This window comes from Nonomuraea sp. NPDC050783 (assembly GCF_040802095.1).
In the GTDB taxonomy this organism is placed as follows: Bacteria; Actinomycetota; Actinomycetes; order Streptosporangiales; family Streptosporangiaceae; genus Nonomuraea.
Map to the genome: position 1 here is coordinate 13,211 of NZ_JBFAHK010000024.1, position 19,908 is coordinate 33,118.

At 72.3% G+C, this 19,908-nt stretch carries 18 protein-coding genes and 2 pseudogenes; 11 read left to right on the top strand and 9 right to left on the bottom strand.

The annotated features are described in order from the left end of the window. Nucleotides 1–4 precede the first annotated feature (4 nt). Nucleotides 5–1,261 (bottom strand): MFS transporter, encoded by a 1,257-nt coding sequence (locus AB0H75_RS41285; protein ID WP_367805754.1) that lies wholly within the window; start codon nucleotides 1,259–1,261, stop codon nucleotides 5–7. 98 nt (nucleotides 1,262–1,359) lie between these two features. Here AB0H75_RS41285 and AB0H75_RS41290 point away from each other — a divergent pair, with 98 nt between their 5' ends. Beyond that, nucleotides 1,360–1,947: a TetR/AcrR family transcriptional regulator gene (locus AB0H75_RS41290; RefSeq protein WP_367805756.1), complete on the top strand. Its 588-nt coding sequence runs from the start codon at nucleotides 1,360–1,362 to the stop codon at nucleotides 1,945–1,947. Between the two features lie 313 nt (nucleotides 1,948–2,260). Beyond that, nucleotides 2,261–3,031, top strand: a complete 771-nt coding sequence (locus AB0H75_RS41295) for a hypothetical protein (protein WP_367805758.1) — start codon at nucleotides 2,261–2,263, stop codon at nucleotides 3,029–3,031. A gap of 100 nt (nucleotides 3,032–3,131) precedes the next feature. Here the strand turns inward: AB0H75_RS41295 and AB0H75_RS41300 are convergent, their stop codons facing one another. Next, nucleotides 3,132–3,695, bottom strand: a complete 564-nt coding sequence (locus AB0H75_RS41300; protein WP_367805760.1) for a helix-turn-helix domain-containing protein — start codon at nucleotides 3,693–3,695, stop codon at nucleotides 3,132–3,134. 59 nt (nucleotides 3,696–3,754) lie between these two features. On the opposite strand from AB0H75_RS41300, the gene AB0H75_RS41305 reads away from it, so the two are divergent. The 4 genes from AB0H75_RS41305 (at nucleotide 3,755) to AB0H75_RS41320 (ending at nucleotide 7,703) form a co-directional block, all read left to right on the top strand. Next, entirely contained in the window at nucleotides 3,755–5,080 is a 1,326-nt protein-coding gene (locus AB0H75_RS41305) for an alpha/beta hydrolase (protein ID WP_367805762.1), read from the top strand. A 387-nt stretch (nucleotides 5,081–5,467) separates the two neighbouring features. Continuing rightward, the gene (locus AB0H75_RS41310) at nucleotides 5,468–6,529 is read left to right on the top strand and encodes an alpha/beta hydrolase (protein WP_367805764.1); all 1,062 of its coding nucleotides are present in this window, start codon (nucleotides 5,468–5,470) and stop codon (nucleotides 6,527–6,529) included. 176 nt (nucleotides 6,530–6,705) lie between these two features. After that, nucleotides 6,706–6,897 carry a hypothetical protein gene (locus tag AB0H75_RS41315; RefSeq protein WP_367805766.1) on the top strand — a complete coding sequence of 64 codons (192 nt, stop codon included), beginning with the start codon at nucleotides 6,706–6,708 and terminating at the stop codon, nucleotides 6,895–6,897. A gap of 14 nt (nucleotides 6,898–6,911) precedes the next feature. Beyond that, a complete protein-coding gene (locus AB0H75_RS41320; protein WP_367805768.1) occupies nucleotides 6,912–7,703 on the top strand; it encodes a hypothetical protein in 792 nt (263 codons plus the stop codon). 12 nt (nucleotides 7,704–7,715) lie between these two features. Here AB0H75_RS41320 and AB0H75_RS41325 read toward each other — a convergent pair whose 3' ends face one another. Both AB0H75_RS41325 and AB0H75_RS41330 read right to left on the bottom strand, forming a co-directional pair. Continuing rightward, the gene (locus tag AB0H75_RS41325) at nucleotides 7,716–10,109 is read right to left on the bottom strand and encodes a glycosyltransferase family 2 protein (RefSeq protein ID WP_367805770.1); all 2,394 of its coding nucleotides are present in this window, start codon (nucleotides 10,107–10,109) and stop codon (nucleotides 7,716–7,718) included. A 225-nt stretch (nucleotides 10,110–10,334) separates the two neighbouring features. Further along, nucleotides 10,335–11,309: an alpha/beta fold hydrolase gene (locus tag AB0H75_RS41330; RefSeq protein WP_367805772.1), complete on the bottom strand. Its 975-nt coding sequence runs from the start codon at nucleotides 11,307–11,309 to the stop codon at nucleotides 10,335–10,337. A 170-nt stretch (nucleotides 11,310–11,479) separates the two neighbouring features. Between AB0H75_RS41330 and AB0H75_RS41335 the strand changes: the two genes are divergently transcribed. Then, complete coding sequence (locus tag AB0H75_RS41335) at nucleotides 11,480–12,565, top strand: LysR family transcriptional regulator (RefSeq protein ID WP_367805774.1); 1,086 nt, start codon at nucleotides 11,480–11,482, stop codon at nucleotides 12,563–12,565. Nucleotides 12,566–12,570: 5 nt separating this feature from the next. On the opposite strand, the pseudogene AB0H75_RS41340 reads toward AB0H75_RS41335, so the two are convergent. Both AB0H75_RS41340 and AB0H75_RS41345 read right to left on the bottom strand, forming a co-directional pair. Continuing rightward, nucleotides 12,571–13,950 (bottom strand): annotated as a pseudogene (locus AB0H75_RS41340) (alpha/beta fold hydrolase); the annotation flags it as partial. Nucleotides 13,951–14,211: 261 nt separating this feature from the next. After that, nucleotides 14,212–14,718, bottom strand: a complete 507-nt coding sequence (locus tag AB0H75_RS41345) for an N-acetyltransferase family protein (protein WP_367805776.1) — start codon at nucleotides 14,716–14,718, stop codon at nucleotides 14,212–14,214. 194 nt (nucleotides 14,719–14,912) lie between these two features. On the opposite strand from AB0H75_RS41345, the gene AB0H75_RS41350 reads away from it, so the two are divergent. From AB0H75_RS41350 to AB0H75_RS41360, 3 genes and pseudogenes are all read left to right on the top strand, one after another. Continuing rightward, complete coding sequence (locus AB0H75_RS41350) at nucleotides 14,913–15,050, top strand: hypothetical protein (protein ID WP_367805778.1); 138 nt, start codon at nucleotides 14,913–14,915, stop codon at nucleotides 15,048–15,050. 298 nt (nucleotides 15,051–15,348) lie between these two features. Next, a pseudogene (locus AB0H75_RS41355) lies at nucleotides 15,349–15,459 on the top strand (alpha/beta hydrolase); the annotation flags it as partial. Between the two features lie 307 nt (nucleotides 15,460–15,766). Next, nucleotides 15,767–15,964, top strand: a complete 198-nt coding sequence (locus AB0H75_RS41360; RefSeq protein WP_367805982.1) for an alpha/beta fold hydrolase — start codon at nucleotides 15,767–15,769, stop codon at nucleotides 15,962–15,964. 387 nt (nucleotides 15,965–16,351) lie between these two features. Here the strand turns inward: AB0H75_RS41360 and AB0H75_RS41365 are convergent, their stop codons facing one another. Beyond that, a complete protein-coding gene (locus tag AB0H75_RS41365; protein ID WP_367805780.1) occupies nucleotides 16,352–16,957 on the bottom strand; it encodes a putative quinol monooxygenase in 606 nt (201 codons plus the stop codon). Between the two features lie 38 nt (nucleotides 16,958–16,995). Further along, nucleotides 16,996–18,066 carry an aldo/keto reductase gene (locus tag AB0H75_RS41370; RefSeq protein WP_367805782.1) on the bottom strand — a complete coding sequence of 357 codons (1,071 nt, stop codon included), beginning with the start codon at nucleotides 18,064–18,066 and terminating at the stop codon, nucleotides 16,996–16,998. A gap of 114 nt (nucleotides 18,067–18,180) precedes the next feature. Between AB0H75_RS41370 and AB0H75_RS41375 the strand changes: the two genes are divergently transcribed. Further along, nucleotides 18,181–19,020: a helix-turn-helix domain-containing protein gene (locus tag AB0H75_RS41375; protein ID WP_367805784.1), complete on the top strand. Its 840-nt coding sequence runs from the start codon at nucleotides 18,181–18,183 to the stop codon at nucleotides 19,018–19,020. An 18-nt stretch (nucleotides 19,021–19,038) separates the two neighbouring features. On the opposite strand, the gene AB0H75_RS41380 is transcribed toward AB0H75_RS41375, so the two are convergent. Next, a complete protein-coding gene (locus AB0H75_RS41380; RefSeq protein WP_367805786.1) occupies nucleotides 19,039–19,794 on the bottom strand; it encodes a TetR/AcrR family transcriptional regulator in 756 nt (251 codons plus the stop codon). Between the last annotated feature and the right edge of the window lie 114 nt (nucleotides 19,795–19,908).

Below are 19,908 nucleotides of genomic sequence, written 5' to 3' on the forward strand. Positions count from 1 at the left end.
GAGGTCATGACCGGCGACCCGCCGCCGTGTCCGCCGCCGTGTCCGCCGCTGTGTCCGCCGCCGGATCGGGTTCTGGGTCGTCGCCCGTCACCGGCGGCTTGAGGAAGCCGGTGGCCCAGGCGACCGGGATGGCGACCACGGCGATGACCAGGCCGGTGAGCACCGGGGCGGAGGCGGTGGAGCCGCCGATCGCGGCACCGCCGGCGGCCGAGCCGGCCGCGATGCCCACGTTCGCCGCCGAGGCGGGCAACGAGGAGGCCAGCGCGCCCCCCGGACCGGCCAGGCTCACCACGCGGTACTGCAGGGAGGGCACCATGCCCATGGCGAACAGGCCCCAGGCCAGCAGCGCCAGCACCACGAGGAACGCGACGGCGCCGGCCAGGTAGAGCGCCAGGAGGCTGAGCGCCACCGCGACGGTCCCGACGGTCAGGGTGCGGGCGGCGTTGTCGTCGGCGAACCGGCCCCCGGCGATCGATCCCGCCGCGCTGGCGGCGCCGTAGGCCAGGAGGAAGGCGCTGATCAGGGCCCCCGAGACGCCGGTGACGTTCTGCAGGAAAGGCACGATGTACGTCAACGCCGCATACAGCGACGCGAACCCCAGAGCCTGCAACGCGAGCAGGGCGAGCACCCTCGGGGCGAAGGCGTACCTGGCCTGGTCGCGCGCACCACCGCCGGCCCCGGCCACCGGCGGGACCAGCGCCAGGGTCGCGACCAGCGCGACCACGGCGAGGGCCACCACGGCGACGAACGAGCCCCGCCAGCCGAGCTCCTGGCCGATCAGCGTGCCGAGCGGCACGCCCAGCGCGCCCGACACCGCGAACCCTCCGAAGACCGCGGAGATCGCCCGGCCCATGCGCTCCGGCGGGACGATCGAGGTGCCCACGACGAACGCGACGGCGACGAACAGCCCGCCGAGCGCGCCGGTGAAGGCGCGCGCTGCGACGAACAGGGCGTGGTCGGCGACCAGGACCGGCGCCAGGTTTCCCGCGGCGCACAGGAGGAGCGCCCCCGCCAGGACGGTCCGCTTGTTCATCTTGATCGTCAAAGCGGTCAGGAGCGGCCCGCCGACGGCCACCCCGATGGCGTAGGCGGTGACCAGCGCGCCCGCCGCGGGGATGGACACCCGGAGGTCGGCGGCGATCACGTTGATCACGCCGACCGGGAGCAGCTCGGCACTGCCCAGCACGAACGTTCCGAGGAACAACGTCGCCAGGGCGAGGGTGGTCCTGCCCTGGCTGCGCGCCGCGTGTGGGGTGTTCATGGAGGCCCTTCCTGTCGTGCTCAGCGAATGTTAGGGATCGTTCCCTTGCGATAGACTATAGGGAACGATCCCTAACATCACCATCGGAGAGGGGCGTCGTGCAGAGAACCGCCGAGAAGACCAGGTCCCACGTGCTGCGCGTGGCGGGCGAGCTGTTCTACCGCAAGGGGATCCGGGCGACCGGCATCGACCGGGTCGCGGCCGAGGCCGACGTCGCCCCGCCCACGCTGTACCGGATCTTCGCCTCCAAGGACGGGCTGGTGAGCGCCTACGTCCAGGACACCCACCGGGAGTTCCAGGACCTGGTGACGAAGGTGGTGGAGGCGGCCGGGCCCGACCCCCGCGACCAGATCCTCGCGATCTTCGACACGGTCTCCGGCCAGGTCGCCTCCGAGGGGTATCGCGGCTGCCCGATGCAGATGGCGCTGGCCGAGTTCCCCGACGCCGACCTGCCCGCCCACCGCAACGCGGTCGCGGCGAAGTCCTGGCTCCGCGAGACCCTGGGCGAGCTGACCGGCAGGCTCGGGGCGGACGACCCCGCGGAAATGGCCGACCACCTCACGGTCGTCTTCGAGGGCCTGCACGCCTCGGGCCAGTCACTCGGCCCCGCCGGCCCCGCCAAGCGGGTGCGCGGCCTGGTCGAGATGATCCTCTCCACCGCCCCGCCGCGACCGGACGGCCCGTGAAACCGTGCCGCCGCGGGCCGTCCGGCCGTGGCAGGAGAAAAGCGAAAAATGGCACTCATATTTATGGCGAGCCGCCCAAGTCGCTGTCATCGTGGTCCCGGTGTTCCGTCGGCCCGTTCCTCATCCTTTTTCCGAGCGACGTTCCGCGGCCTCGATCCTGCGCGGCGGAAGGTGAACGCGCTCATCTTCACGGGGAACTCCGACGGTCTCGAAAAGGGCTCTTGGCCCCTTTCTGAGTTCCAGGAATCAACGGGCGGGCGGCGCGTGTGCCCTGTCGCACGCCGTCGCCCTCGGCCCTGTTCACGAGAGGTGCATGGTGACAACAACTTTCGGCGCGAAGGTGGCTACCGCGGTGGCCCTGGCCGCCTTCGGCGTGACAGCGGGCGCGGCGCTGCCCGCCTCGGCCGCGACGGTGACGGCGACGGTGAGGGCCGAGGCGAGCGACCTCCCGTCGGGTAAGTCGCTCAAGGCCGACCAGTACGTCTCATCCCGTAATGGTCTGTACAAGCTGTACCAGCAGAAGGACGGCAACCTGGTCCTGAGCACCACGGGCGGCAAGGTGGTGTGGGCGTCGGAGACCTCGGGCACCGGCGTGTTCACCACGATGCAGAAGGACGGCAACCTGGTCATCCGCGACAACGCCGGCAAGCCGCTGTGGAGCAGCGCCACCGCCTCTCCCGGGGCCCTCCTGGCGGTGCAGAACGACGGCAACATCGTCATCTACTCCGCCAAGGGCACCCCCCTGTGGGACCGGCGCACCTACATCGAGCGGCTGCCGTCAGGGGCCTCGCTCAAGACCGACCAGTACATCCGCTCGCGGGACCACAGCTACGTCCTGTACCAGCAGAAGGACGGCAACCTGGTCCTCAGCAAGGGCGGCAAGGCGGTGTGGGCCTCCCGCACCACCGGCGCCGGGGTCTTCACCACGATGCAGAGGGACGGCAACCTGGTCGTGCGCGACAACGCCGGACAGGCGCTGTGGAGCACCGGCACCTCCTCCCCCGGAGCCTGGCTGGGCGTCCAGAACGACGGCAACGTGGTCATCTGGAGCAAGAACAACCAGGTGGTCTGGGCGCTCAACTGATCCGCCGCGGATCGGCGTGCCCTTGAGCCCGTGCCGGCGTGCGTGTGCGCGCCGGCACGGGCTCTGCGCGTGCCCGGCGGCGCTCCCCCGCCCCGCGGGGTCAGGACGACGCCGGGACCGGCCCGGGGTCGGCGGGTGGCTGTTCGACCGGGAAGAAGATCGGGCTGAGCAGGTGCTGGGTGCGCTCCGGTGTCGGCTGGTTGGCCAGCAGGGGCAGGATCACCCGGCGGAACTCGATGATCATCTTTTCCAGCTCGCCGCGGGTGAGCCAGAGGGCGTGCTGCCGGTAGCCGATGAGGTCGGCCACCGGGTCGGCGTCCTCGTGGTCGAGGTAGGCGTTGAATTCGGCGACCAGGACGGCCATCGAGGTGGCGAAGGCGCGCCGGTGGTCGTCCGGCGTCATGGCCGTGAGCGTGTCGGCGTCGAGGACGGCTCGGTCGTGGCGTAGCCGGTAGCGGCGCTCCACCGCGCCGCGTACCCGCCTCTCGCCCGCCACTTCCAGGACCCCGGCGGCCGTGAGCAGGTCGACGTGCCGGTAGACCATGGCCTTCGAGGTGTCGGGGATGCGCGCGCACAGCTCGCCGGTGGTGAGTTCCCGCTCTCCGCGCATCGCGTGCACGATGCGCAGCCGTACCGGATGGGCCAGCAGCTCCAAAGTGTCCACGACACAACGTTCTCATGCTGTGCTACCGTTCGCAAAACAGTAGAAAGGACGGTGCCGGGATGAGCGGGGAAACCGATCCGGCGGCGATCGCCACGGCGGTCGTCGAACTGGCCCGACATGGACGCTTCGCCGACATCGAGACCCTGTTCGCCCCGCCGCTGCGGGCGGCGGCCTCCGCCGAGACGCTGCAGGTCGCCTGGGAGAGCCAGCTCTCCAGGATCGGCGCGATCTCCGCGGTCGGGACGCCGATCAGCGAGCCGGCCCCCCAGGGCTGGGTGGCCGCGACGGGCAAGGCCGAGCTGGTCAAGGTGAGCGTCCCGGTGACCTACGAGCGCGGCGGGCTGACCGTGGTCGTCGCGGTCGACGAGACCGGCCTGCTCCAGGACCTGCGGCTGGCGCCGCCGCTCACCGAGCCGTGGACGCCGCCGCCGTACGCCCGCCCGCGGCGCTTCGCCGAGCACGAGGTCACCGTGGGCTCCGGCGCGCTGGCCGTGCCCGGCACGTTGAGCCTGCCGCGCGGCGCCGGCCCGCACCCCGGCGTGGTGCTGCTCAGCGGCGGCGGGCCGTTCGACCGGGACGCCACCAGCGGCCCCAACAAGCCGCTCAAGGACCTGGCCTGGGGGCTGGCCGGCCGCGGCGTGGCGGTGCTGCGCTTCGACAAGGTCACCCACGCCCACGCCGCCCGGGTGGCGGCGGACCCGGGCTTCACGATGAGCGACGAGTACGTCCCGCACGCCGTCGCCGCCGTCCACCTGCTCCAGCGCCACCCGGCCGTCGACGCCGCGCGGGTGTTCGTCGCGGGCCACAGCATGGGCGGCAAGGCCGCCCCCAGGGTCGCCGCCGCCGAGCCGTCGGTGGCCGGACTGGTGCTCCTGGCCGCCGACACCCAGCCCATGCACCAGGCCGCCGTCCGCGTCGTGCGCCATCTCGCCTCGCTCGACCCGGGTGCGCGGGCCGCGGTCGAGGTGATCACGCGGCAGGCCGCCCGGGTCGACAGCCCCCACCTGTCGGCCGGGACGCCGGCCGCGGAGCTGCCGTTCGGCTTCTCCGGGGCGTACTGGCTGGACCTGCGCGGCTATGACCCGGTCGCGACCGCGGCCGCGCTGGACAAGCCGATGCTCATCCTGCAGGGCGGCCGCGACTACCATGTGACCGTCGCCGACGACCTCGCGGGCTGGCGGGCGGGCCTGGCCCACCGCCCGGACGTCACCATCCGCGTCCACGACGCCGACGACCACCTGTTCTTCCCCGGCTCGGGCCCGTCCACCCCGGCCGACTACGACAGGCCCCAGCACGTCGACCCGGCCGTGATCACCGACATCGCCGACTGGCTGGCACCCCGCCGACCGGCGATCACCCGGCTCCTGTCCCCCTTCAGACGCTGACCGTCCCGCCAGCGCTGACGATCCGCACGACGCCCTCCGCCGGATCAGGCGCGCTCGCGAGCCGTCCGGGAAGGCTGGTGGATTTCGGACAGGCGATGGCAGTGATCACGGTTTACAGGGCCGATCCGCCTGACCTATACATATCCGTCATGACCACGTCTCTCCGCGCGCTGTCCTCGACGTCCCCCGCCTGCCGGCTGGGCGACCGACAGCAGCAGCCGCGCCGACGGCGGAGGCCGGTCCCCCTCCCGGCATGACGGCCGCCCCGGTCGCCGCGTGCGCCGTCGGCCTCCTCCTCTTCACACTCTGAACGGGTGCACCGTGCCCGGCCGGCGGCACGGCCCTCCCGGACGACCCGTAGCCACCGCAGGAAACCCGGAGGATCCCATGGTGCCCTGGTTCGCCGACATGGCCGGACGAATCGACCGCCACGTCATCGACAGCGCGCTGCTGCGCGGCAACCCGCTCGGCGACCCGTCCCAGCGCCCCCTCTGGGTGTACGTGCCGCCCGGATACGACGACGACCGCGCCCGGCGCTACCCCGTCGTCCACGTCATCCAGGGGTACGGCGGCCAGGTCACCAGCTGGGCGAACCGTACGCCGTTCCGGCAGCCGTACCCCGAGCTGGTGGACGCGATGTTCGCCCGCGGGGACGCGCCACCCGCGATCGTCGTGTACGTCGACGCCTGGACCAGCCTCGGAGGCAGCCAGTACCTCGACTCGCCCGGCACCGGGCGGTACCACTCCTACCTCTGCGACGAGATCGTCCCGTGGGTGGACGCCCACTACCGGACGATCCCCCACAGGGACCAGCGGGCGATCACCGGCAAGTCGAGCGGCGGCTACGGCGCGATGATCACTCCCATGCTCCGCCCGGACGTGTTCGGCGCGCTCGCCACGCACGCGGGCGACGCGCTCTTCGAGGTCTGCTACCAGGTCGAGTTCCCCGCCATCGCGCGGAGGCTGCGTGACGACTACGGGGGCTCCTACGAACGGTTCTTCGCCGACTTCCGGAGCAGGGTCGCCGGCACCAGACCCGACGACATCCGTCTCATCGAGATGTACGGCTACGCGGCCGCCTACTCCGCCGACGACGACGGGACCGTGCACCTCCCCTTCGACGCCAACGGCGCGACGAGGCCCGGCGTCTGGGAACGATGGCTCAGCCGGGACCCGGTCCTGATGGCGGCCCGCCCGGCGTTCGCCGCGGCGCTGGCGTCCATGCGGGCCGTCTGGATCGACGCCGGCGTCAAGGACGAGTGGTACCTGGACCTGGGCGCGACGGCCTTCCGCGACGCGGTGATCGCGGCCGGGCTTCCGCGGGACCGGATGCGCTTCGAGCTGTTCGACGCCGGCCACGGCGCCATCGAGTACCGGTACCCGCCGGCGCTCGCGTGGTTGTGCGAGCGCATGGTCGCCGGCCCCGACGCGGTGGCGGGACGCCCGTGAGACTGGCCCGCATCTCCGGCCACCTCGTCCCCCGCTCCCCCGGCGGGATCCGCCTGGAGGACCCCGTCGTCGTTTCCGCGCGCGGGAGAGGTGTGGCAGGAATCCGGCAGAGAATGGCGGTAATCGGGGCTACGAACACGGCCGATCCGCACGGCGGCCCGCCTACGATCTTGCGCATGAGGAACACCACGCTCAATACCGCCGCCGTCGTCGCCGCCGCAGTGGCGGCGCTGGCCGGCGCCGCCGTCGCGGTGGCGCCGTCGTCCGTCACGGCCCCGGGGAACACCGAGGGCCTGACCGTCGTCGCTCACAACGAGATGGGGTCGGCCGACGGGCAGGCCCCTCTCGATCGCGACGGGCTGAACTGACGTCAGGCGCCGTCATGGGCGTCCAGCCGCCGCCTGCCGTCCAGCCGCACCTGGAACGGCTGGTCACGCTCTGCACCCGGCTCCAGGAGTCCTGGGAACAGGACGCCCTTCTGCGCCATCCCGGATGGGATCGGCCGTTCCGGGCGCTGGGTGACCTGCTTCCCGAGGCCGACGTGTTGTGGAGCCGGCACAACCCGCAGATGGTGCCGTTGTTGTGGTATCCCGCTGTGGAGACCGGCGTTCCGGGAGTGGTGGACGTCTTCGACCACCTGCCGCGGGGGCATCCGGCCGCCTCGCTCATGTTGCGGCGCGAGGACCTGTCGGCCATGTACAGCTGGGCGATCGTCACGTCCTCGGCGCTGTCCTGGACGGCCGGGATGATCGGCGGGCGAGGGCTGGTGGAGGTCGGGGCCGGGTCCGGTTACTGGAGCCACCAGCTCACCCGCGCCGGGATCGACGTGATCGCGACCGATGTGGCCGGCGCCGCGGACAACCGGTTCAGCCGCGGCTTCCAGTACGCCGAGGTGGCGGTCGAGCCGGCGGCCGAGGCCGTGCGCGCTCACGCCGACCGGGTTCTCCTGCTGGTGTGGCCTCCCCACCGCGACCCCATGGCGGTGCAGGCGCTGCGTGCCTACTCCGGCGACGTCCTGCTGTACGCCGGCGAGCCGCGAGGTGGCCTGTGTGCCGACGAGGCGTTCTTCGACGAGCTGGAACGGCACTGGCGCCAGGAGGCCGTCTGCCCCGTCGCCGTCCGCTGGCTGGGCCACGACGACCGGCTGGTGCTCTACCGCCGACGGCGACCCTGAGGGGGGCCGCGCTCAACGCGCCGGCGGTGGCGGGCAGGCACCCGGGCAGACGCGGGCCTCGACGTAGTCCACCGTGAGAGTGGCGGGGAAGTCGCCCGCCCGGGGCGTGCCCGGCCAGTGGCCGCCGACCGCGAGGTTGAGCAGCAGGAAGACCGGCTGGTGGAAATCCCAGCCGTTCTCGCCCAGCGTCTCCGGGGTGATCGTCTGGTAGGGCTCGCCGTCCAGGTACCAGTCCATGCGTTCCGGCGAGCTGCGCCAGTCGACGGTGAAGGTGTGGAACGCGTCGGCCAGCCCCGCGGGGTCGCGACGGCTGGACCTGCGGCCGGCCGGCTCGGAGCAGGCGGTGCAGTGCAGGACGCCGTACACCTCGTCCGGACGGGATCCCCGGTACTCGATCACGTCGATCTCCCCCGACTCCGGCCAGCGCAAATCGTCCCGGAACGAGCTGCCCAACGCCCAGAAGGTCGCCCACGAGCCCCGGGCGGAGGGGAGGGCGGCGCGCGCCTGGATGCGCAACGTGCCGCCGGGCGGGGGGAAGAAGTCGCGGCGGCGGGTCTCGATCCTGGCGGACCGGTAGTGCCCGTCGTCGTCGGCGGTGGCGACGATCTCCAGGTTGCCGCGGCCGTCCAGCCGCAGGTTCTCCGGCGCCCGCACGTACGTCTGGACCTCGCCGGTGCCCCAGCTCGGCGGGCCGCCCGGATAGTGCCGCCCCGTGACGAAGGTCCACCTGTCTTTCGAGGGCTGGGAGCCGGCGGGCCCGGTGAAGTCCTCCCGCCAGGTCACCGGCGGTGTCATGGCGGACGGCCGGCGGTCGGAGGGGGCGCCTCCCATCCGCGCGATCCCCGCCGACGCCAGGACCAGCACCAGGCAGCAGGACACCGCCGCGGTCCGGCGCACCGGCCGGGTCATGGCCGCCGCCGTGTCGCGCAGCCGGGCGGCCAGGGGAAGCAGGAGCACCGTGCCTGTCGCCAGGCACCACACCAGGGGCAGCAGCACCCACAGATCGGCGGCGGCGGCCACGCCCAGCACGGCGGCGGGTCCGGCATGGCCGAGACGGGCGGCGGTGATGACGACGCCCGCGGCGGCGGCGGACAGGTGGATCGCCGCCACCGTGGCCTGCGTCCAGCCGCCCCACGCTCCCGGCGCGCGGGACGAGCCGCCCGCCCCGTGCGTGGGGACCCAGGCGGTGCGGCGCCGGACCACCACGTCCAGCAGGGCCAGGAGATGGACGGGACCGGCCACCAGATGCGCGAGGGCGCCTGCGACGCCGTAGTCGGCGCCCTGCGCCCGGTGGGCGAGAGCGATCGTGACGACGGCGCTCGCGAGGAGCCCCGCCAGGACGGCCGGGGGCGCGGCCAGGGGCGACTCGCGCGTGAGCAGGTGAACGCCGGGGAACAGCGACGCCAGCAGCGAGCAGATGGAGGACAGATAGTGCGTCCCGAGCATGCCGTACTGGAGCCGCTGCCCGGCGTCCAGGTGACCGCGCCTCCACAGCGCCCCGCTCGCCAGGATCTCGAACGCCCCGCGCGCCCAGCGCCGCTGCTGCCGCAGGTAGGCCGGCCAGTTCTGCGGGGGCAGGCCGTACGCCAGCGTCTCCGGGACGAACACGGATCGCCAGCCGAGAGCGTGCAGCCGGAGCGAGGTGTGCACGTCCTCCGACTGGCTGCCCTCGTACAGGCCGCCGACCTGTTCGAGGGCGGCCCGCCGGAGGACGACGTTGGTGCCGACGCAGATCGCGGCTCCCGACCTGGCCTTGCCCGGCATGACGTACCGGTAGAAGAAGGACTGCGCCTGCCGCGCGCCGCGGGCCACCCACGTGTCCTGGACGACGTAGCTCTGCGGCGTCTGGACGAACGCCACGCCCTCGTCGCCGAAGTACTCCACGGTACGGGCCAGGAAACCGGCCTCGGGCCGATGGTCGGCGTCGAGGATCGCCACCAGGTCGCCGTCCGTCCTGGCCAGGGCGTGGTTGACGTTGCCCGCCTTGCCGCCGCGCCGGTCCGGGCGGGCCAGATACGCGATGCCGTCCGCCAGGCAGGCCGCCCGGAGCCGGGAGTCGCCGCCGTCGTCGAGCACCCACGTGTCGTGCGGCAGGCGCAGGTCCCGGGCGGCCCGGATCACCGGCAGCACGACCTCCAGCGGCTCACCGCACACGGTGACGAACACGTCGATGGATCCGCCTCGCCACCGTCGCGGGAGCGGCGAGCGCGCCCGATCGTCACCGCGGGTGGCCAGCCAGGCGAGCGCGGTGTGGACGACCACGACGAGCTGCAGGAGCGCCGCCGCCGAGAACAGCAGCAGCTCGGCCGTGGTGCCCGCCCGCCCGAAGAGGAGGAGCAGGCCCGTCATGGCGGCGGCGTGCGCGAACGCCAGAAGCGCCGGGACGCTGCCCAGATTTTTCCCCACTGCCGCCCGTCCGTGATGGCCTGCTGGAACCGTCCTGTTATGGCACGGACGGCACCCGACCGCACAGGGCGACCACGGCCATTCTCCGTGGCATTCCCGCCAAGAGCGCCCCGCCGGGCGGATTTCACGGGGCCGGCGTCCGTCCCCATGCTGATGATGAATCCGTACGTCGTGATGGCGCCGGGTTGCCTGCGGCGCTACCGGCGCTCGGCCCTGGCGCCTCCCTCAGTCACCCGTCCCTGGACGGGGCGGGCTCCCCGTACCCGGCCACCCGCGTGTGAGAAGGGGCTCCTCGACCGCCGACGCGAACTGGAGCAGCCGGGCGACCAGCCGTCCGGGCTGCTCCTCGTGGGGATAGTGGCCGCACCGCTCCCAGGTCTCGCCGGCGACCGACGTGGCCACCCTGGCGAAGGACTCCCTCACCGCGCCGCCCATCCGATGGGCTCCTCCCACGGCGAGCACCGGCATGCTCAGCAACCCGCGCGCGGCCGCGCGTCTGTTGAACTCCGCGTCCTCGAAAAGAGCCCGGTACCACTCGAAGCCGGCGTGCATGGCCCCCGGCGCGCGGTAGGCCTCGACGTAGTGCGCGCGATCCTCCGCCGAGAACGCCTCCGGATCGTAGAGGCTGTCGTGGTAGAAGCGATGCAGGTAGAGATCCTCCCGGCCGTGGGTGAGCGCTTCGGGATGCCCGGCCGGAGCGAGGTGAAAGGGAATGTGCCAGAAGGTGTTGCCGGCGGGCCCGATGCCGGTGGCCTCCTCCAGGCCGAACCCTGCCAGCAGCATCTCCAGGACCACCAGCCCGATGACGCGTTCGGGGTGCTGGACGGCGAGCGCGTGGGCCACCAGCGCGCCCATGTCGTGGCCGACGACGACGTAGCGCTCGTGGCCGAGGCTCGCGAGCAGCGCGGCGACATCCCGGGCGATCGTGGCCTTGTCGTAGGGCCCGCGGCGCTCGGAGCTTCCCAGACCGCGAAGGTCGGGCGCGATGACCGGGAAGGAGCGGCCCAGCTCCGGCAGCACCTTGCGCCAGGCGTACGAAGTCTGCGGCCAGCCGTGCAGCAGGACGAACGCCGTCTCCCCCGCCTCCCCCGCCTCCCCGGCCCGTGCGGGCTGGGGCCGGGCCACGCGGTAGTACAACCGCACGCCGTTGACCTGCGAGCGATGGTGTTCCACCAGCGGACGCCGCTGCTCTGCCGCCATCCCGTCTCCTTCCCGGACGAACCGGTCTACAGGACAACACGCCGTACGGACACGTTCAAATAAGAAATTCACCGGAGCTGATAAGCCGCGATTATGAGCGGGCGGACCGGGCCGAACGTGTGCACGACACGTCAAAATAAGAAACCAAAGGCGTTTGATAAACTCACGTGATGATCGAGCTTCTGGATCTTCAGGTGTTCGCTGCCGTCGTCGAACACGGCTCGTTCTCCAAAGCGGCCGCTTCCCTCGGCTACACCCAACCGGCGATCTCCCAGCGGATCGCCCGCCTGGAGACCGCACTCGGCAGGACCACGCTCCTCGACCGCAGCCGGCGCGGCAGGATCCAGGTCACGCCGCCGGGAGAAGTGGTCCTGCGCTACGCCACCAGTTTCAGCATCGGCCTGAAGGATCTCGAACGCGAAGTCAGCGAGCTCGCCGGGCCGGCGGCCGGCAACGTGCACGTCATCGCCTTTCCCACGGCCGCGGCCACCATCCTGCCCGCGGCGGTCGCCGATTTCCGCTCCACCCATCCGCGGGTCAACGTGCACATCACCGAGGCCGAGCCTCAGCTCGCGTTCCCGCGGCTGCTGGACGGCCGGGCGGACATCGTCGTCGGCTACACCTATCCCAGCGTGAACGCCCCCGGCCACCCGCGGGTCCCGGTGGAGGACCTGTTCCACGACCCCATGGCCGTGGCGTTACCGATCACGCACGCCCTCGCCGACCGGCAGAGCCTGACGCTGGAGGACCTGCGCCACGAGCTCTGGGTGACCCCGCGCGAGTGCCCCTGCCGCCAGGCCGTCGTCCAGGCCTGCCGGGCGGCCGGCTACACCCCGGTCGTGGTGTCGGAGACCAACGACTACATGGCCATGCAGGGGCTCGTGGCATCCGGCGTCGGCGTCGCCTTGATGCCGCGGCTGGTCGCGGAGATCGCCGTCCACCCGCGCACCGTCCTGCGCCCGCTCGTCCATGACTCGCTGACCCGGGTGGTCACGCTCGCCGCCCGTCCCACGGGATATCGTCCGCCCGCCTGCGAACCGATGCTGGAAGCCCTGCGCCAGGTCGTCGGCGCGATGCCGGTCCTGGCGCAGGGAGGATCAGCCGGTCAACGCCCGCGGAACGGGTGCCCGAGAGGGGTGCGGGCGTCGCCGCTCACCGCCTCGGAGGAGGAGGCCGAGGGGTCGGCCGGGTACTCGGCGGGGCAGTGCGCTCCGTCCGGCGGAGTCACCACCGTGAGCAGGTACTTCTCGATGTGAGCGCGGGCGCAGGCGCTGTTGCGGATCTGGCCGTGGCCGGCGCCGTCGTACCGCAGCAGCGCGGAGCCGGGGATCTGCCCGGCCACGGTGCGGTTCCAGACCGCCGGCGTGAGGACGTCGTTGGCGGCCGTGACGACCAGGATCGGCGGCGTGCCCGTGATGGTGAGCGGGCGCTGGGGATTGGACTTGCCGCCCTGCCAGTTCTGGCAGGTCAGTACGTCGTACCAGATCGGGGCGAGCCGGGTGTGCGGTGCGGCGGCTTCGAGCTGCCGGCGGTAGCGGTCCAGCTCGGCGAAGCCGCTGACGCTCCACGTGTAGTCCGAGCAGAACACCGCCGGGTAGACCCATTCGACCGTGGCTCCCCCCGCTCGTGCCCGGGCGGCGCGGGAGGAGGGATCGCCGTCCCGTAAGGCTCTCAGCCGGGTGGCGAGGTCGAACCAGTAGGCCGCCGGGTTGGACATGGGGCCGAAGAGCTCGCTCCTGAGCGCCTCGGAGGTGACGGGCGCGCCCGTGTCCGGGTCGACCAGCTTGCCCGCGACGGCCTTGCCGAGCAGGTCGTCCCACACGGCGGCGACGTCGAGCTTGTGCAACGCGCAGCTTGGGGTGTCCCCGCACCACCTGCCGAACTCGGCGAGCGCTCCTTCGAACTCCTCCGTCTCGGTCCTGAGCCACTCATACGCCGAGGTGATGCCGTGATCGACATTGGAGTCGATCACCATGGCGCGCAGGTTCTGCGGGAACATCTCGGCGTACTGCTGGCCGATCAACGTGCCGTACGAGATTCCGAGGAAGCTGATCTTCTTCTCGCCGAGAGCCGCGCGGACCGCGTCCACGTCACGCGTCGCGCTGGCGCTGTCGACATGGTCGAAGAGCGGGCCGGTGTTCCTGCGGCAGTCCTCCGACAGGGTCTTGTTGAACGTGAGCCAGGTCCGGTACTCGGTCTCGTTCGCCGGATAGGTGGCGGGGGTCTGGTTCACCAGGTCCTCGCTGCACAGCACCGGGTGGCTGCCGCCGGAGCCGCGCGGGTCCAGGCTCACGATGTCGAAGTACCGGCGCAGCTCGCTGTCGTCCCGGATGTTGACCCGGCCGGTGATGTACTGGCTGATCCCGGAGCCCCACGGACCGCCCGGGTGGGCGAAGAGCACCCCGATCCGCCGGGCCGGATCAAGCGCCTTGAGCCTGCCGATTCTCAGGCCGAACGTCGGCCCGGCGGGGTTCGACCAGTCGACCGGCAGTTCGATCGTCGCGCACTCACCCTTGAACGTCGTGCCGCATTCCGCCCAGTCGACCGCCGAGGACGGTGCTCCGCCCCTCCCGGTCGCCTGGGCCGGCGCGGTGGGCGTGGTGAGACCTGAGATTGCCAGGGCAGCGAGCCCGGCCAGCATGAGTCGTTTCAACGTTCTCCCGTTCTGAAGCACGCCATCGCAAGGAAAGTCATGGCATGGGCGTCAGCCGTCGGTGAGCGGCATCGGGCGGCGCCTCGGCAGGCCGCCGCGCCCGGTCGCGACGGCCGCGGCGCGTTTCGCCCCTCCGCGCGTTTCGCCCCTCAGGGTGGCAGCCGAGGAGCGGCCCGACCACTAGTGAACGCGCCAACCGGGGGGCGTTTTGCCGCCATCACACGGTCCCTGGCCGTGTTCCACCCGATCTCAGCCCAGCTCCTTGACGTACCGGTGGCAGGGGACGGGGATCGGCGGGCCGGGGTCGTCGGCCGCCGGATACTCGAACGCGCCCTCGTCCGTCCACCCGTTGCGCTCGTAGAAGCGGCGCGCGCGGGCGTTGCCGGTGGCCACCGCGAGCCACGCGCGCTCGTGCCCGCCGGCCGCGACCACGCGCGCCGCCTCGGCGAGCAGGTCGGCCGCCATGCCGCTGCCGCGGTGCGGGGCGGCCACGTAGACCTGCTCGACCTCGTCGCCCGAGACCATCACGAACCCCGCGATCTCGCCCCCGGCCTCGGCGACCACGGTGTCGTCCACGCGCCGGGCCGCGCGCAGGCGGAACGACTCCTCCGTACGGGCGGCGGCCAGCGCGTCGGGCACGTGTCCCAGATGGCCGTCGCGCCACCCCTGGTGCCAGATCTCGGCGACCGCACTCATGTCACTGTCGCGTGCCGGGCGCAGCAGTGCCTTTTCCCGGTGGGCGAAATGGTGATTCATGCGGAGAAAGTTACGCGATCCACACCGAATACGGCTATGAACGCACGCGTGCTCGTCTCCCTCAGCGCTCTTCCGCAGGAAAAAGGCCCGGCTCAATTGGCGGGAAAAATGTGCCCGCTGGCCGGTCCGCGCCTCCCGCCCTCCGCGCCGCCGGTGCGACCATGCTCGGTGTTGATTACGGAGATGGGAGAAGAATGATGAAGCGTGCAATGGCGGCCGTGGCGATGGTCATGGCTTTCGGCGGATTCGCGGCGGCGACCGCCGGCGTGGCTTCGGCGTCGACCGATGACAGCGTCCGGATCACCCACACCCCGGACAACCGGGATATGTAACGCTCGCTGACTGAGCGGCGGACGAAGGAAAGGGCGGCGGCCCCGGACGGCGGCCGGCAGGAGCGAAGGGCCCGGAGCGGCCCGCGATCGACATCCACCGGCCTCATCACCCAGGGAGACCACGTGCGGAGCGGGCGCGTAACGGCCAACGGCATACAACTCTCCTACGTCACGGGTTCCCCGAATCCGGGGACGTCACCTACCGCCACCTGATCCCGGCTCTCGCCCGAGCGGGCTACCGAGCCGTCGCACCCAACATGAGAGGGTTCGCCCCTCTGATCTCCCGGCCGACGGCAGCATGGCCTTACGCGACCTCGTCGGGGACGTCAACGCCCTGCACGCGGCCTTGGGCGGCGGCCACGACGCCGTTCTCGTGGGTCACGACTGGGGTGGGGTCACGGCCTGGGCGGCCGTCGGCACGGCGCCTGAGCGGTGGTCGCGGGTCGTGGTCAGCGATGTCCCGCCGCTCGCGTTCTTCGCCGGCTACCTCCGCACGTTCAAGGGGACGGAGAGCCTGTACCACTTCTGGTTCTTCCAGATGCGCATGGCGGAGGAGATCGTGGCCGCCGACGGCATGGCATGGCTGCGACAGGCTCTGCAGGAAAGATGGACGGGGCCCGGATACGACGCCGCCGAGGACTTCGAAGGGACGCGGAGGGCTCTGGCCGGGCCGGCCGACCTTGTACCTCCACGGCACGCACGACAGGAGCATCGTCGTGGACGAGGTGACCCTGACCGCCATCCGCGCGGCCCTGCCGGCAGGATCCGAGGCCGCCTTCGTCGAGGGCGCGGGACACCTCGTGCCCGCGGAGAAGCCGGACCGCTACAACGAGCTCGTTCTCCGGTTCCTCGCGAGGACCGCCCCGGCGGGGCGCGGGCCACCGAGCCGAGCGCCGAATGGTGCCGAACCATAGGGAGCTCTTTCGTGATTCATCTCGATACGGCCGATGCCGCCCGTCATGGAGGCGGCACCGGCACGCCCAGAAAGCGCCTCATTTCCGCCAAAGTGGCGAGACACATTCATCCCGCGATATGCGTCGCGTACATTGGCGCATCGAAGCGACAGAGATTGGAGTAATGATGATAAAGCGTGGTTTCGCGATGTTCATGCTGACGCTCTCGGCGCTTGTGGGGGCCGGCGCGCTGGGGGCGACGTCGGCGAGTGCGAGCGATTTCGGGACGATGGTCTTCCAGGCTCCCTACTAAAACCGCTCCCGCCGCGCCGGCGCGGACGACCGAGCCGGCGGGCCCGTACGCGAGGGCCGGGGCCGGGGTGGGGAGGCCCCGGCCCCCGCGCAGGGTCACCGGTCCGCCGGGGTCAGGTGTTCGAGCTGGAAGGGCTCGGCCAGGTTCTCCCGCAGCTCGGCCGCGACGGCGGTGAAGTGGGGCGTGGTGAAGTGGTGATCCAGAGCCGCCTGGCCGGTCCAGCGCTCCAGCAGGACGATCCGGTCCGGGTCCACGGGATCGACGTAGGGCTGGTAGGCCAGGCAGCCCGGCTCCGCCAGGGACGGTTCGATCATGGCGACGAGGTCCTTGAGCACCTGGTCGCGCCGGCCCGGCTTGGCGCGGAAGCGGACCACGACCGTCAGGGGCGCGGCGGGCCGCGGCTGCTCAGGGTCGGGGACGCGCTCCCCCCTGATCAGCCAGTGCGGCCCGTCGGCGAAGTCGCCGACGATGTCGAAGAACTGCTTGAAGTACGGCCCGGCGGCGTGCGCGGCGAACGCCTCCTGGTCGGCGTAGGCCTCGTTCAGGTAGAAGCGGCCGGGGTCGGCCTCGTCCCTGATCAGCTCGAACCGCTTCGTGCCCGGCTCGTTGCGGCCGGAGTCGCGGCCGTCGGCGAGCGCGGCCTCGATGAACTCCCGCTGCCGCTCGGCCGGGACGTCGAAGTAGACGGCGATGTGGTACATGGTTCCTTGTTCTCCTCGTCGTGCGGATGCCGGGCGGGTCAGGCGCGCGGCGGCCGGGCGGGGCCCTCGCCGGCGCCGGTGCGGGTGATGGCGGCGGCGATCTCGTCCAGGTCGCCGTCGGTCAGGGTGAGGGAGCCGGCGCCGATCCATCCGTCCACCTGCCCCGGGGTACGGGCGCCGACGATCGCGCCGGTCACGCCCGGCCAGGCCAGCGTCCAGGCCACCGCCACGGCGGCGACGCTTACGCCGTGCCGGGCGGCGACCGGCCGCAGCGCCTCGGCGAGCGCGAGGTTGGCGGGCAGATGGTCGGTGAAGTCGGGGTGGCCGCGCCGCCAGTCGTCGGCCGCCAGCGTGGCCATCCGCTCGGCGCTGAAACCGCCGGTCAGCAGGCCGGACTGCATGGGCGACCAGACGATCACGCCCGTGCCGTGCGCGGCGCACCAGGCGATCTCGGGGGCCGCGCCGCGGTGGATCGCCGAGAACGGCGGCTGCAGGACGTCCACGTGCGCGACGGCCTCCGCCTCCTCCAGCTGGGCGACGTCGTGGTTGGACAGGCCGATGAAACGTACCTTTCCCTCCTGGCGCAGCGCCGCCATCGTGGCCCAGTACTCGGCGACGGGGGTCGCCGGCGCCTGCGGGTCCTCAGGACCGGCGCCGAAGTCGAGCAACTGGCCGTCACCCGGCCAGTGCACCTGCAGCAGGTCGATCGCCTCCACGCCGAGGCGGCGCAGCGAGCCCTCGACCTCCCGGCGCACGCTGTCGGGCCGCATCAGCTTGCGCGGTGGCCCGGAACGGTCACCTTCCTCCCAGACCAGCCCGCATTTGGTGAAGACGTACGGGCGATCGGCCTCGGGCAGGGCGGCGACCGCGCGGCCGACCACTTCCTCCGAGTGCCCGACGCCGTACGCGGGCGCGGTGTCGATCCAGTTCACCCCCGCCTCCACGGCGCGGTGGATGGTCGCGATCGAGTCGGCGTCGGACTGCCGGCCCCAGGTGTAGCGCCACCCGTCGCCACCGGCCGCCCACGCCCCGAACCCGACCCTGCTGATCCTCATGCCGGTGCGCCCGAAGGGCACCAGCTCTGTCGTCGCACTCTCTTGTACGGTCATGCGGCCACGATGCGGTACGGCGGCGGGGGCTAGGCAGTGGACTGCTCAACCTGGTTCCGGTGGCACCACCCAGCGCCCTCCGCACGGGCGCCGGTCTCGGTCATGATGGAGGGCATGGATCACCGTGCCGAGTTGCGCGCCTTCCTCCGCGAGCGGCGAGCCCGCCTCAGTCCCGCCGACGCCGGGTTACGCGACGACGGCCGGCGCCGCCGCGTCCCGGGCCTGCGGCGCGAGGAGGTCGCGCAGCTCGCCGGGGTCAGCGTGGACTACTACGTCCACCTGGAGCAGGGGCGGGCGCGGCAGGTCTCCGACTCGGTGCTGGACGCCGTGGCCCGCGCGCTGCGCCTGACGCCCGACGAGCACGCCTACCTCCACCGGCTGGCGCGTCCCGTACGCGCGGCGGGCCCCAGGCCGCAACGGGTGCTCGCCGGCGTGGCGGACCTGCTCGCCGCGCTGCACGAGCGGCCCGCGTACGTCGTGGGCCGCCGCACCGACGTGCTGGCCTGGAACCCACTGGCGGCCGCGCTGTTCGCCGACTTCGCCACGCTCCCGCCGGCCCGGCGGAACATGGCGCGGCTGGTGTTCCTCGACCCCGAGGCGCCCGGCAGGTACGTGACCTGGTCCCGCAAGGCCGACGACGTGGTGGCCTACCTGCGCCTGGACATGTCGCGCCACCCCCACGACCCGGCGATGACCGCGCTGATCGACGAGCTGTCCGCGTCCGGCGAGGAGTTCCGCCGGCGCTGGGCGTCCGGTGAGGTGCGCGACAAGCGCGGCGGCGAGCTCGTCATGCGTCACCAGGCGGTCGGCGAGCTGCGCCTGCGGTTCGAGACGCTCCGCCCCACCGGCGACCCCGACCAGGCGCTGATCGTGTGGAACCCGGCCGACGCGCGGGCCGCCACCGCGCTCGCGCTCCTGGGAACGCTGATCGCCGAGCCCCAGCCCAGCAGGTGAGGCCGGCGGCGGCGCCGGTCACCGCTGATCCGCGCCCTGGGACAGGCCCGAGATGATGCAGCTCAGGCCGTAGTCGAAGTCGGCGTCGTCGTCCCCCTGGGCGTCGCGGTAGAGGCCCTGGTCGAACAGGGCGGCGATCCTGGGCATCCCGCGTTCGGCCAGCAGGGGCCCGATGACGCCGAGGACGGCCGTCCCGTCGACCGCGGAGGCCCGGTGCTCGGCGACGTCGCGGGCGGCGGCGGAGTTCCACCGTACGTAGCCGTCGAGAAGGGCCGCGGCGCGCAGGACCTGGACGTCGTCGAGGCCGCTGTGCTCCAGGGCGGTCAGGAGCATCTCCAGCCAGGCGAGCGAGTGGGGCGTCAGCGGCACCCGGATGCGCAGGTCGAAGAGCCAGGGGTGGGCCACGTAGCGCGCGCGCAGGGCGTGCGCCCAGGCCCGTACGGAGTCCTGCCAGGAGCCGCGTTCCCGCGCGGGGGCCTGCGGGGTGCCGAGCGCGTGGTCGTGCAGCAGCAGGTCGAGCTCTTCCCGCGAGTCGAAGTAGCGATACAGCGCGTTGGTGCTGACGCCGAAGCCCTCGGCGAGCCGGGTGAGCGTCACGCCCGGCAGCCCTTCGGCGTCGGCCACGGAGACCGCCTCGTCGAGGATCCTGGCGATGGACAACGACGCCTTGGGGCCGCGTTTCGGCGCGCTGGTGTCGAGAGCCCAGGCACGGCGCAGGCCACGGGGGAGGCGGGCGGCGGCCGCGCCGGAGGCGTCGAGGCGGGATCTCGTCATCGCCACATGGTATCCGCGCCCTCCCGGGCCCGCCCGGCCAGCGGCCCCGTTCCGGCCCCTAAATGTGCATTCTATGAACTGTGCATGCGATACACTAATCCTGGCGTGGACGAT